Below are 12,552 nucleotides of genomic sequence, written 5' to 3' on the forward strand. Positions count from 1 at the left end.
TTTGCCACAACAAAAAGGAGAACCATTTCTCCTTTTTTATTCTAAAGAGAGCAACACAACATGAATTCCATTGGAAGCAAACTTTTTAGCCTATTGGTCATAGTTTTATTAGGAACTTTGGTTTACGTGACTGTTTTTTCTGGTAATGGTCAAGCACCAGACATCCGGATTAAAACAGCCGATAATCAATCGTTAAATCTTAGCAAGCCAATGAAACCCGTATTGGTTAACTTTTGGGCAACAACTTGTCCAGGCTGTGTTTCCGAAATGCCCCACTTGGCAGAGATGAAGAAAAAGTTTGGTGACAAATTCGAATTGGTAGCGGTATCTATGGACTACGATCCAGAAGATCAGGTTAAAAAGTTCATGGAAAAACACAACTATGCATTTTCCTACATCATGGACAAAACAGGCTCCATGGCTAAAGCCTTTGGTGGTGTGATGCTAACACCTACCAGCTTTTTAATCGCACCAAACGGTAATATCGTTTATCAAAAGGTTGGCGAGATAGACTATGCAACTGTCACCAAAAAACTAGAAGAAATGACACCGGATTTATAATTTAGACCCTGCACAACTAAGGAAACAACATGTCGAACTCACACGATTTATTTATCGCCGCGCAAAAGCACATTCCAGGTGGAGTAAACTCTCCAGTAAGAGCCTTTAAAGGTGTTGGCGGTGATCCTGTCTTTTTCAAGTCGGCAAAAGGCGCCTACTTAACAGATGCGGATAATAAAACCTATATCGACTATGTTGCTTCTTGGGGACCTGCTATCTTAGGGCATGCTCATCCAGAGGTTATTTCCGTTGTGCAAAAGCAAGCAGAACAAGGTCTAAGTTTCGGTGCGCCAACTGAAATCGAAACCCAAATGGCCGACTTGGTTTGTGATCTTATTCCTTCAATGGATATGGTTCGCATGGTTAGCTCTGGAACTGAAGCGACGATGACAGCTATTCGTTTGGCTCGCGGCTATACTGGTAGAGATAAAATCGTTAAATTTGAAGGGTGCTACCATGGTCACTCTGATTCTTTGTTGGTAAAAGCCGGTTCAGGCGCGTTAACCCTAGGCGTGCCGTCTTCTCCTGGTGTACCCGCTGCATTGGCTGAAGAAACCCTAACACTTACACACAATGATTCAGATGAAGTCCGCAAGGTCTTTGCTGAAATCGGTGATCAAATCGCTTGTATTATCGTCGAGCCAGTTGCCGGTAACATGAACTGTATTCCACCAGAAGAAGGATTCTTAGAAACCTTGCGTGAAGTATGCGACCAATCTGGTGCGGTACTGATTTTTGACGAAGTCATGTGTGGTTTCCGAGTTGGCTTGCAAGGTGCACAAGGTCGTTTTGGCATTACGCCTGATTTAACCACTTTCGGTAAAGTTATTGGTGGCGGTATGCCAGTAGGTGCTTTTGGTGGTAAGCGAGAAGTCATGGAAAAAATCGCACCGCTTGGTCCTGTCTATCAAGCAGGAACCCTTTCAGGCAACCCGATTGCAATGGCTGCCGGTTTGAAAACACTAGAACTCATTAGCAAACCTGGTTTCTTTGATGAACTTGAAGCAAAAACTACTCGATTAGTCACAGGTCTGCAAGCCGCTGCGGATGAAGCAGGTATTGCTTTCACCACCAACCAAGTGGGCGCAATGTTTGGTCTTTTCTTCAACACAGAGAAAAACATTCGTCGTTTTGCACAAGTGGCGCAAGGTGATATGGAGCGCTTCAAGAAGTTCTATCATGGTATGTTGGATGAAGGCGTTTATCTGGCACCTTCTGCATTTGAAGCTGGCTTTGTTTCTTCTGCTCATACGGATGAAGACATCGACAACACTATTGCCGCAGCTCGTAAAGTCATGCAAACACTATAATCATGAAAATCTACCAGGCTGGGGTAGTCGGTAAGTAGACCACCCAGCCTGGTAGATTTTTACCTTCTCGCTTTTCTGAAATGCCCTCTCAAAACAAACACAATATTCACGACCTAATAGAGCTCTTTAACGAACGCTTTCTACCCTTGCACAACACAGAGTTAGTTTGTTGTGAAGATGAACCTATTTATCGCCCTGCAAATGAGCACAACCCACACCACCGCATTATCTTTGCGCATGGTTTTTTCGCATCGGCTTTGCATGAGATAGCGCATTGGTGTATTGCGGGTAAAGAAAGGCGATTATTGGAAGACTTTGGTTACTGGTATCAGCCGGATGGCAGAACTCAAGAACAGCAAAGTTTGTTTGAATCCGTTGAGGTTAAACCACAGGCATTAGAGTGGATTTTTTCGGTATCGGCCGGTTTTCCTTTTGTATTCAGTGCGGACAATTTGAATGGAAGCGCAGGCGTTTCAGAAGCATTTAAACAGAAGGTTTATGAGCAGGTTTTACAATATCTACACCAAGGCATGCCATCAGATGCTATGACTTGGTCAGAAACCCTAATTACACATTACAAATCGAAAACGCCACTTAGAAAAGAAGCATTTGAACTAAACGATGGTTTGTAGTTAGGACTTAGGCTTAGAGAAAATCGCCCAAACGACTAACAAGACAATGAAAAGAATAACACCGATTTCAAGCAATGCCCACATTTACCGGACATGCCTATTATTGGTCAATTTTTACTAAAGAAGAACGTTTACCATTGCCATCATTCTTAATGAGTTTCAGGGCATGATTAATCTTATCTTCAATGGTACGAGTATCGTCATACACAAGCACTTTAATAATCGCGGCATTCAGCGTCACATTCTGAATATCATCTTCTCTGTTCTTAACTTTTAACTTCTTAGAACCTACCGCGTCTTGTATCTCTTTGATATATGCCGGAATTTCATGTACTGGGAAGTTTTCAGGTGGCAATACCACAATTTCATCATCCTGAAGGCGCATAATTGGCCAAGATTTATCCGTTAAATCCTGAATCATCTTAACCATTAAGCGAATGATACTATCACCAACAAGCCAGGAGAGTTTTTTGTTGTAAGCCTCTAGCTGCTGAATATCAAACACAATAAAATAACGCTTAGTCACCACACCGGATAAAGAGTCTGACAGCATCTCAGTCATGGTTTTCTGGAAATAACCATAATCAGGCAACCCCGTAAGGAAATCTCGATTCATCGCCTGCTCTATCTCAAGCACATCTTGATTCACTTTAGCCAAATGCTGCGCGCCTTTTTCCACTTTCAACGTGGTTTCTACTGACTCTGTTTCAACTTCTTTAAGCTGCAACATGGCTTCTGACAAAATCACTTCAATGGCATCTTTGGTCTCGGCAATTGACAAGCTATTACGCATGTCACCAATCGAAGATTGATGACCACGAATCGATTCAACAAATTCGCCAATTTTTGATTTTAAGTCATTCGCTCTATCAATGATTTGGCTTGTGGTGCGGTTAAGACCAAGAGACTCTTTGAAATAGGCTTTTAAGACATAAGTTTCATAAAGTTTCTGGTAGGCTTCATCGGAAATAGATTGTCCGGTAGACAATAAGGATTTCATACGTGAAATAAAAGTTCTGTTCTCGCCTCGGAAATATAAATACCAAATACTTAAAGTGACAGGTGTCGGTTTGATACCTTCTTTAGTCAGGTATTCCAGTACTTTTCTGGCAACAACATGTTCATTCATGCATATCTTCCTTAATCACGCTTACCACTCCAAACAACTTCATTTCTAGCGCACTAAACATCTATGTTTAATCGCTTATTTTCTGTAATGCCGACAGTAAATTTTGGTGTAGATTTCCAAAACTGCCATTTGACATAATGACTACTCTATCCGAAGGGCGAAGTTCTTTCAACAATCCATCTAAAAGAGATGGGTAGCTATCATACACAAAAACAGGCTTCTCAAAAGCTTCTGTCGGCAATTTCCACTGCCAATTTGGGTCAATAAAAGCAAACACTTCATCAGCATCAACAAACGCATTAGGCAACGTTTGACGGTGCACGCCCATTCTCATGGTATTAGATCTAGGTTCAAATACGGCAATAATACGCCCTGTATCCTTGCCGTCTTCATTAACCTCCAGACTTTTTTGTGCCTTCAAGCCCTGCAACGTGGTTTTAATTGCTGTCGGATGGTGCGCAAAATCATCATAAATAACAATATTGTTTACTTCACCAACTTTGGTCATACGGCGCTTCACGCCTTTAAAATGACATAAAGCTTCAATCGCAACTTCCAGTGGCACGCCACAATGTCTTGCCGCGGCAATCGCACTCAATCCATTTCTTACCGAGTGCAATCCCGTCATCGGCCAATTAACTTTCCCTTGCGTGCTTCCATCTAACAAAACTTCAAATTCAGAACCATCTTGTCGCAGCAATTTAAAAGACCAATTAGATAAGTTATCGACCTCACCTTGCATTTCTTTAGGCGTCCAACATCCCATCTCCAGCACTGACGATAAATTTTCATCGTCGCTCGGGCAAACAATTAACCCATTACCGGGAATGGTGCGTACCAAATGATGAAACTGTTTTTGGATTGCGGCTAAATCGTCAAAGATATCCGCATGATCAAATTCTAGGTTATTCATTACGCAGGTTCTTGGGTGGTAATGAACGAACTTAGAACGCTTATCAAAAAAGGCTGTATCGTACTCATCCGCCTCTACCACAAAAAATGGCGAGCACCCCAGCCTGGCAGATTTTCCAAAGTTTTCTGGTACACCGCCAATCAAAAAACCAGGTTCTAACTTAGCGTATTCTAAAATCCACGCCACCATAGAGGCTGTAGTGGTTTTACCATGCGTACCAGCAACGGCTACCACCCAACGATCTTGCAAAATATTTTCTGCTAACCATTGCGGTCCTGATGTGTAAGATTGCTGACGGTTTAACACCTCTTCAACCAGCGGATGACCTCGGCTCAACGCATTACCGATAACAACTTGTTCTGGCAAATTAGACAAAACATCATCTTCAGCATAAGCCGTGACGGCTATACCAGCTTGTTCAAGCTGCGTACTCATCGGTGGGTAGATAGCCTGATCGGAACCTGTGACCTCAAACCCTTTTTCTTTTGCTAACTGAGCAATGCCACCCATAAAGGTACCTGCAATGCCTAAAATGTGAATATGATTTTTTGCCGTCACGCGAACCTCTTTAATCCTAAACTATCTGTTTTCTTGTCTTGCTCTGAGCGGGTTATGCCCTTAAACTTCAATATATGCCATATCAATACATTACCCAACCAGACGACTTATCTTTATTTTGCGCTTCTCTCTCAAATCAAACTGAGTGGATTGCGATTGATACCGAGTTTGTTCGAACGGATACCTATTACCCTGAGCTAAGCTTAATCCAAGTGCAATCCGACTCTGGAATAGCCGCGATTATCGACCCGATTTCAATTAATGATCTTGAACCACTCTGGACTATTTTGGACAACCCAAAAATTCTCAAGGTATTCCACTCTGCCCGTCAAGACCTGGAAGTATTGTATCAAGTTGCTGGACGCTTGCCTCAGTCAATTTTCGACACCCAAATCGCAGCTGTTTTTTTAGGTTACGGTGACCTAGTCGGTCTAGCAAAAGCTGTCGAATATGAACTAGACGTACAATTACCAAAAGACCAAACTCGCACCAACTGGAGTCAGCGCCCTTTGAGCGATGAACAGCTCGCCTATGCTTTTGATGACGTCAGATACTTAGCGCCACTTTATGAAAAAATTCGTGAGCGATTATCACAAGAACAACTTCAAGCGCTTGAAGACGACTTTAGCGCGTTACTGAACGTAAACCTTTACCATATTCTGCCTGAAAAAGCGGGAGACAAACTTAAAGCTGCTAAACACTTAAAAACCAAAAACCTGGCTATTTGCTATGCCCTTGCAGAATGGCGCGAACTTTATGCACAACACAACAATAAACCAAAGCGATGGGTACTCTCTGACGACTCATTGATTGCTATTGCCAAACGCCCGCCCAAAACAGTCCAAGCACTTTATAAAGTACCAAACATAAAAGCTTCTAGTGTAAAAACCTATGGGGAAGAATGGATTACCATTATCGATGAAATCTTTGCCAGCCCAGATACCTGGCCAGAAAGCCCTCAAAAAGCGCAACCACCATCACCCCAAGAAGAGGTATTACTTTCGTTAGCCTTAGCACTTTGCCAACAGGTTGCGCTTGACTACAATATTCAATTACCCAATCTAGCATCCAAGGCACAACTTCTTGAACAAATTCGAAGCCCTGAAAAACAACACTTTATTGGGTGGCGCCATTTACTGATTGAAGTACCCTTGCAAAAAATCTTTAATACTGAAAGCTGCCTGAAAGTGAACAATGGACACTTAAGCTATAACTAACCTACTTTTAAAAAGCATTTAAAAGAGAAATGACCATGTCGAAAAATGTTCTTTATGCTCAAGCCGGTGGTATTACAGCCGTAATCAATGCCAGTGCTGCTGCCGTATTCGAAACAGCTCAACAACACCCGGAAACTTTTGGCAAAGTCTATGCAGCCATCAACGGCATAGTCGGCGTACTGGAAGAAAGACTTGTTGATATGTCACTACTGACAGATGAGCAAATCCAACAACTCAAAACACACCCTGGTGCTGCTTTTGAAGCCTGCCGTTTTGATTTAGATCCATTAGATGACAATCCAGAGCAATATGAACGTGTATTAACTGTATTTCGCCACTACGACATAGGTTATTTTTTTTATAACGGTGGCAATGGTTCTATGGTCACAGCGCAAAAAGTCGCTGACTACTGCACCAAGCAAGGCCATCCCGTTACCTGTATTGGCGTGGCCAAAACCATCGACAACGACTTGGACATTTCTCATTGCAGCCCTGGGTTTGGTAGTGCAGCTAAATTCATTGCCTCTAGCCTGCTAGAAGTAAACATGGATCTTAAGTCCATGCACAACACCTCTACTAAGTTTCTCGCATTTGAAGCCATGGGCAGAAATACTGGTTGGCTCACCATTGCAGGAGGGTTAATCAAGAATGCTATTCCTGATATTCCGATTCTTATACTGCCCGCTGAAAAACCCTTCAATAAAGAAAAATTCTTAACCCGTGTTAAAGAATTGTTTGAGACAAAGGGCTACTGCCTTTGTGTGGTTTCAGAGGGTCTGCAAGATGAACAAGGCCGCTATGTTTCCATTGCGAATATCGAGCACACCCATTTACAAGACTATACACAGTTAGGCGGTGTTGCCCATAGCCTCTCACACATGGTTGCACAAGAAACAGGCGTTAAAACACACAGCATCACACCTGATTACCTACAACGTTCAGCAAGTCACTTTGTCTCTAAAACTGATTGGGAAATGGCTTATGAAGCTGGAAAAGCAGCGGTACTTGCTGCCATAAATGGTGAGCACGGCGTACTACCGATTATTGAACTTATTTCTGAAACACCCTTTGAGTGGCATTTTAAGAGTGTTGATCTAATGACGGTTGCCGATTTAGAAAAAACCGTCCCAGACCACTTTTTAACCCCTGATGGCATGGACATTACTCAAGCGGCACTTGATTACTTAACACCACTCATTCACGGTGAAATACCGTTGCTTTTTTCAAAAGGATTACCTGCTATTCGACCTTTTGATTATGCACTTTTACCTCAACAACTTGATGCCTACAAAGCTGTCAAATAACCTTTAGTATCGGAGCTTATACCCAATATGATTTTTGACAATCTGACTAACCACCTCGATATGCACACTTTGTGGGACACTTACATTATCCCATGGGGAACCCACATTATATTTGCCGCTCTTATATTTTTTGTCGGTAAAGCCCTGACCAACTTCCTAGTCAAGTTACTGAGAAAGCTTTTACAAAAAGCACGTATTGATCCGATGCTGACAAACTTTGTCGTATCAGTATCCAAAACCCTTCTGCTTCTACTGGTAGTCATTGCCACTTTAAGTCAACTTGGTGTCAACACAGCGTCCTTAATAGCGCTTATCGGTGCCGCAGGCTTAGCTATTGGTTTGGCATTGCAAAATTCTCTACAAAACTTCGCAGCAGGTGTCTTATTGCTTACCTTCAAGCACTTTAAAGTCGGTGATGTTGTTGAAATAGGAGGCAAAATTGGAACCGTTGAAGCAGTTGGTATCTTCAGTACGACACTTCGCACAGGAGACAACAAAACACTCATTATGCCTAATGGAGCAATTTACTCCGGCAGCATCACAAATTTCTCAACCAAACCCACGCGCCGAGTGGATATGACTTTTGGAATTGGGTATGATGACGACCTCAAAAAGGCCAAGTCGATCTTAGAACAACTGGTTCAAGAAGACGAGCGTGTCTTAAAAGATCCTCAGCCGACTATTGCCCTTTCCGAACTTGGAGACTCGAGCATAAACTTTATTGTTCGCCCATGGGTAAATTCATCTGATTACTGGGCCGTGTATTGGGATATGAATGAAAAAGTGAAGCTGTCTTTTGATGACGCTGGCATTAGCATCCCTTATCCTCAGATGGATGTACATCTTCATAACGATACAAAAACAGACAAGCAATAAAACTCTAACAAGGAGTAAAAGTGAAATTTACAGCAAAACGCACACTGTTAATTAGCCTTATATTGGCTTCAACCTCTGCTGTTGCGGACACAAAGAAATATGGTACAAGCGGCTCCGGAGAAGCAGGTTACTCTGGGAGCACTGGAAATACTGTCGAAGAATCTATCTCCGCGGCAATTAAGCTCAAATACCTACAAAAATACTATGAAATTAACGGGTTATTAGAAGCAAATAATAAAACGGAAAGCCACATCAAAACCCAAGAACGGTATGTCGGCGATATACAAAGTAACTTTTTCTTTTCTAACTATCAAAAAGCCTATAGCTTTGCCCAAGGGCGCTGGGAAAATGACCGCTTCGCTAATATCGACCTCAACAGCTACTACATTGCCGGTCTAGGTTACAACCTTTATAAAGAGAAGGATTTAGCACTCTCATTCGAAGGCGGTTTGGGTTATCAAAACATGAACTACACGCCAGGTAGCACCACTAAAGATTTTGACCAGAAAATTGGAAAATTCTCGACAAAATTTGAATATGGTTTCAATCCAAATGTTCGCTTTCTACAAGACCTCTCGGAGTTCTATGGGGAAAGACAGGCAAACTTCGAATCTAATAGCGCCATCAAGGTAAAACTCAATGGTCATCTCAGGCTGAAAATAGCCTATAAATACCGTTACAACACCAATCCAGACGCAGGCAAGGTCAAAACCGACACTCAAACGCTAGCAAGCATCGTTTACGACTTTTAAACACCAACATCAAAAAAAACCGGCATCAGACCGGTTTTTTTATGCTCAATTGCTCAGCAACTGAAGCTTCAATAGCCTAAACATTTTAAGAAGAAACAAAGAGAGAAAAATAACTCAGTAGCCAGTGAACAACATGAAGTTGTACACACTTTTTCTACTTTCTTTACTAAGAAAAAAATTGCAACAAATTTAAGAGCTGACTAAAGAAGGTTCAAGCTACCTCCTACCTTTACCTTTTAGTTTTATCCTTTGTTGTCCTTCCACAGAAATTCGAAGGCTAGATGCTAGTTTTTGCTGATCTTTCCAGTTTACAGGAAACATATAAATATATTGAACAACCATCTCTTTCATAATTCTCATACATACAGGGTTGTGGCTTAATTGATTTTTGGCTGCTTCTATTGACTTCATATCCAAAACCCTTTTATGTTGTAATTCAATTGCTAACCTAATTAAAAGATAAGCAGGGCTGTCTTTCTCTTTTTCGAGAGATTCATAAATAACCATTGCATCTTTCGAGCCTATTGAGGATGCTATTTTTTTGATGATTCCATTAATAACCCCATATGTCATATAAAGATAAGCTGATTTTGCATACTTCTGAAGCTCTTTATCTGTTAATGCGGGGTGCTCTTCTAATTTTTTTTCAATATGCCTTACAATCTCTAACTTTGCATAATCAGAAATTTCGATAAAATAATCTAAACACCGCAATCCCGCATTTGCACCGCTTTCTGCAAGAGACAATAAATTTTCTTTGTTTAGGTTTGCGTATCTATTCCTTATAATTTGCCCAGCAATTTCCATGCTTTTAAAAGTTTTGTTTATATTAGCTAGCGTATCAAACTCTTCAAATTCTTCACTCTCATCAGATTCATCTTCTTGTTCATTACGCTCAATGTCGTCCAATCTACGATTATGGTTATCCCTTTCTTTGACAACCTCGCGTTTTTCTATAACTAACTCAGGAATCTCACTTACAAACTCACTCATAAATGAAAGCTGTTCTAAGGTTAAACTTGCTGGGTCATTTTCATCAAAAACTTGGTCTAAAGACACCTTTATTTTGTCAAGCACCCACTTATTTTTTGTATGGTGAGTTATAAAAATTAAAATGTTCGCAGAATCTTCTCTATGCAACGTTTGTAGTAGTTTTTCTACTTGTTCCTGGACAAAACTGGAATCTATATATGACTCGGCCATTTTTTTGCCTACAAAAAAATAATATATGTATGGGTACTTAAACCTCAACTCATCAGAACTATCTTTTAAAATAGAATGTCTAACTAACCTACTAAGTACTGCTTTATGGTCTACTGGCAAAAAATTGGCTTCATACTTTGTAAAAAACTCTTCTACATCTATTGTCTTAAGAGCTAATCCGCCATTTAAATGAATTTCCCAAGCTATTTCAGTTAAAACATTTAAATACATATCAAATTCATTCTTCTTGATCCCCGCATTATCAAAAGAATTGTATATAAGCTGTTGATAACAATGACCGTATGACGTTAACTCAAGATTTTGATTTGCATATGCTTCAAACATTTGAAGCAGAAGTAAGACGTAAAGCGGTTTAGGGGGAACTATATTTTTCTTTATTATTGTATTTAACTGAACTTTTAATTCGTCGCATGAACTATAAAGATCTTGTTCATTAATTGATTCTTCAACTTCTAATGAAACCCAACGAACAATCATTTCTTCTCGTTTCGCATGACCAAAACCTAGTAATTCGTAGATTTTATATTCACTCAACGCCAAATTCTCAGTTGACACCAAGCCAAAAGAATCATGTGCAGTTACCACTACATAGTTGAAAAGATCATTTACACGTTCAATAAAAACGGTTTGATACCTTTCATTTAGTTTAATCTGGTCGATATTATCAATGAAGATAACCCTGTCCGGACTAACAATAAACGTTTCATATTCTAAGTTTTCATATTGAGACCTTAACGCCTTTCTGACTAAGTCTTCTATCTTAGAATTAGAAATTGTCTTTGCATCTAGATAAATAGGGTATTTTCCTTGATTAACTAATTCTGTGAACATGTATTTCAATAACGCAGTTTTCCCTTGCTGCTCGTCGCCTAAGAGCAAATATCTTTCTGGTTTAAACAAAACGCCATGGCTGCTAACATAATCAATTCTTTTTGTATCATCATCATTATGATCTCTGAGGTCTGGCCAAATAAAAATGTCACGAAGCATAACTCTATCAACCATTCTGTGGGTTAATACAACTTCCGTATCATCTAGCCACGCACTAAATTCTGTCTTTAAAACCTTTTCTGGTTGAGTTTGAATATGTAAAGGCAATTTTTTTTGATTTTGATTAAAAGTTGAAATCACTTTTTTTAATCCATCTACCACGTCATACCACGCAGCGTGAACATCATCCCACGAACTTGATGTAACTGGATTTGCATCTTTAGGAAGTGCCTGGAGTTCTGACAGAGGACTATCCTGCCAATGACACTTATGTAAAATTATCGATACTACTTTTGCTGAACCATTTGATTCAAGTTGAAGTGCCTTTTCTACCTCAACATCATTGCAATAATCTGAGCCTAGAAATGAAGGGCTAATTAAAAATAAAATAATATCTGCAGATTCCAAATTTTCGTCTATATCCCCTTTCCAACCCTCCCCTGGAATAATTTTTCGATCATGCCAAATATCAATAACTTTATTTCGTCTTAATAACGACAAGTGATCCTCGAGCTCACTTCTATACTTTTCATCTTTATGTGAATAACTAATAAATACTTTTTTGGTCATAATCAATCCCTGAAAAACTTTCCACTAATCTACTTTATTCATTACACTTAAAACTAAGTTAATAGAAGTTAATCGTTTTTTCTACAAAAATTTCAAAAAATATAATTCAATAATTTCATTTTCAAAACACTCTACTGAGAATAGTTATTCAGATCGTGAAAATAGATCGCTTCCCTGATATCACCAACCTAATCTACGACACTATAATTTGTTGACTTACTTCATAGACACAACTTAGAAGCAATATTGAACATGCCCCATAAAAACGAGCGCACTTTAAATATTGTGCCCGCCTTTACGTCTTTTTAGCTATGTCTCTCAGTGTGAGAGTTGATACCTTCCCGAGATAACATATACAGATAAAACAGTCCAAATCTGATACCTTAAAAGGGATTGTAAAATATTATTTTGTAATATAAGAAAATGATGGAAAAGTGGGTGAATCTACATCACTCGTGGATGCAAGTTTAGATTCGACCCCATTTGTTGTGCGCTTGGATTGGACAGCATGCAACA

The 12,552-nt window shown here is 40.0% G+C and carries 10 protein-coding genes; 7 read left to right on the forward strand and 3 right to left on the reverse strand.

What is annotated here, in order from left to right; all coding sequences use genetic code 11:
* Positions 1-60 precede the first annotated feature (60 nt).
* The 3 genes from N745_RS0108185 to N745_RS0108195 all read left to right on the forward strand — a co-directional run bounded on the left by N745_RS0108185 (position 61) and on the right by N745_RS0108195 (position 2,503).
* Entirely contained in the window at positions 61-561 is a 501-nt protein-coding gene (locus N745_RS0108185; RefSeq protein WP_024851637.1) for a TlpA family protein disulfide reductase, read from the forward strand.
* Between the two features lie 29 nt (positions 562-590).
* Positions 591-1,871: a glutamate-1-semialdehyde 2,1-aminomutase gene (hemL, locus tag N745_RS0108190; protein WP_024851638.1), complete on the forward strand. Its 1,281-nt coding sequence runs from the start codon at positions 591-593 to the stop codon at positions 1,869-1,871.
* 80 nt (positions 1,872-1,951) lie between these two features.
* Entirely contained in the window at positions 1,952-2,503 is a 552-nt protein-coding gene (locus N745_RS0108195) for an elongation factor P hydroxylase (protein WP_024851639.1), read from the forward strand.
* Positions 2,504-2,603: 100 nt separating this feature from the next.
* On the opposite strand, the gene N745_RS0108200 is transcribed toward N745_RS0108195, so the two are convergent.
* Positions 2,604-3,632 carry a GGDEF domain-containing protein gene (locus tag N745_RS0108200; protein ID WP_024851640.1) on the reverse strand — a complete coding sequence of 343 codons (1,029 nt, stop codon included), beginning with the start codon at positions 3,630-3,632 and terminating at the stop codon, positions 2,604-2,606.
* 67 nt (positions 3,633-3,699) lie between these two features.
* Positions 3,700-5,103, reverse strand: coding sequence for a UDP-N-acetylmuramate:L-alanyl-gamma-D-glutamyl-meso-diaminopimelate ligase (gene mpl, locus N745_RS0108205; protein WP_024851641.1), 1,404 nt, complete (start codon positions 5,101-5,103; stop codon positions 3,700-3,702).
* A gap of 74 nt (positions 5,104-5,177) precedes the next feature.
* Between mpl and rnd the strand changes: the two genes are divergently transcribed.
* Genes rnd through N745_RS0108225 form a run of 4 tightly spaced genes read left to right on the forward strand, consistent with a single transcriptional unit; the run spans position 5,178 to position 9,252 of the window.
* On the forward strand, positions 5,178-6,320 hold the full coding sequence (gene rnd, locus N745_RS0108210; RefSeq protein ID WP_024851642.1) for a ribonuclease D: 1,143 nt from the start codon (positions 5,178-5,180) through the stop codon (positions 6,318-6,320).
* Between the two features lie 35 nt (positions 6,321-6,355).
* Positions 6,356-7,624 carry a 6-phosphofructokinase gene (locus N745_RS0108215; protein WP_024851643.1) on the forward strand — a complete coding sequence of 423 codons (1,269 nt, stop codon included), beginning with the start codon at positions 6,356-6,358 and terminating at the stop codon, positions 7,622-7,624.
* Between the two features lie 27 nt (positions 7,625-7,651).
* Positions 7,652-8,500 carry a mechanosensitive ion channel family protein gene (locus tag N745_RS0108220; protein ID WP_024851644.1) on the forward strand — a complete coding sequence of 283 codons (849 nt, stop codon included), beginning with the start codon at positions 7,652-7,654 and terminating at the stop codon, positions 8,498-8,500.
* A gap of 20 nt (positions 8,501-8,520) precedes the next feature.
* A complete protein-coding gene (locus tag N745_RS0108225; protein ID WP_024851645.1) occupies positions 8,521-9,252 on the forward strand; it encodes a DUF481 domain-containing protein in 732 nt (243 codons plus the stop codon).
* A gap of 216 nt (positions 9,253-9,468) precedes the next feature.
* Here N745_RS0108225 and N745_RS0108230 read toward each other — a convergent pair whose 3' ends face one another.
* The gene (locus N745_RS0108230; RefSeq protein WP_024851646.1) at positions 9,469-12,036 is read right to left on the reverse strand and encodes a toll/interleukin-1 receptor domain-containing protein; all 2,568 of its coding nucleotides are present in this window, start codon (positions 12,034-12,036) and stop codon (positions 9,469-9,471) included.
* Positions 12,037-12,552 lie beyond the last annotated feature (516 nt).

The organism is Hydrogenovibrio kuenenii DSM 12350 (assembly GCF_000526715.1).
Lineage (GTDB): Bacteria > Pseudomonadota > Gammaproteobacteria > Thiomicrospirales > Thiomicrospiraceae > Hydrogenovibrio > Hydrogenovibrio kuenenii.

Bases quoted from the DNA above. Each gene is read 5' to 3' on its own strand.
- N745_RS0108185 (WP_024851637.1), top strand. From the start codon at position 61: ATGAATTCCATTGGAAGCAAACTTTTTAGCCTATTGGTCATAGTTTTA.
- N745_RS0108215 (WP_024851643.1), top strand. From the start codon at position 6,356: ATGTCGAAAAATGTTCTTTATGCTCAAGCCGGTGGTATTACAGCCGTA.
- N745_RS0108230 (WP_024851646.1), bottom strand. From the start codon at position 12,036: ATGACCAAAAAAGTATTTATTAGTTATTCACATAAAGATGAAAAGTAT.
- N745_RS0108220 (WP_024851644.1), top strand. From the start codon at position 7,652: ATGATTTTTGACAATCTGACTAACCACCTCGATATGCACACTTTGTGG.
- N745_RS0108200 (WP_024851640.1), bottom strand. From the start codon at position 3,632: ATGAATGAACATGTTGTTGCCAGAAAAGTACTGGAATACCTGACTAAA.
- N745_RS0108195 (WP_024851639.1), top strand. From the start codon at position 1,952: ATGCCCTCTCAAAACAAACACAATATTCACGACCTAATAGAGCTCTTT.
- hemL (WP_024851638.1), top strand. From the start codon at position 591: ATGTCGAACTCACACGATTTATTTATCGCCGCGCAAAAGCACATTCCA.
- rnd (WP_024851642.1), top strand. From the start codon at position 5,178: ATGCCATATCAATACATTACCCAACCAGACGACTTATCTTTATTTTGC.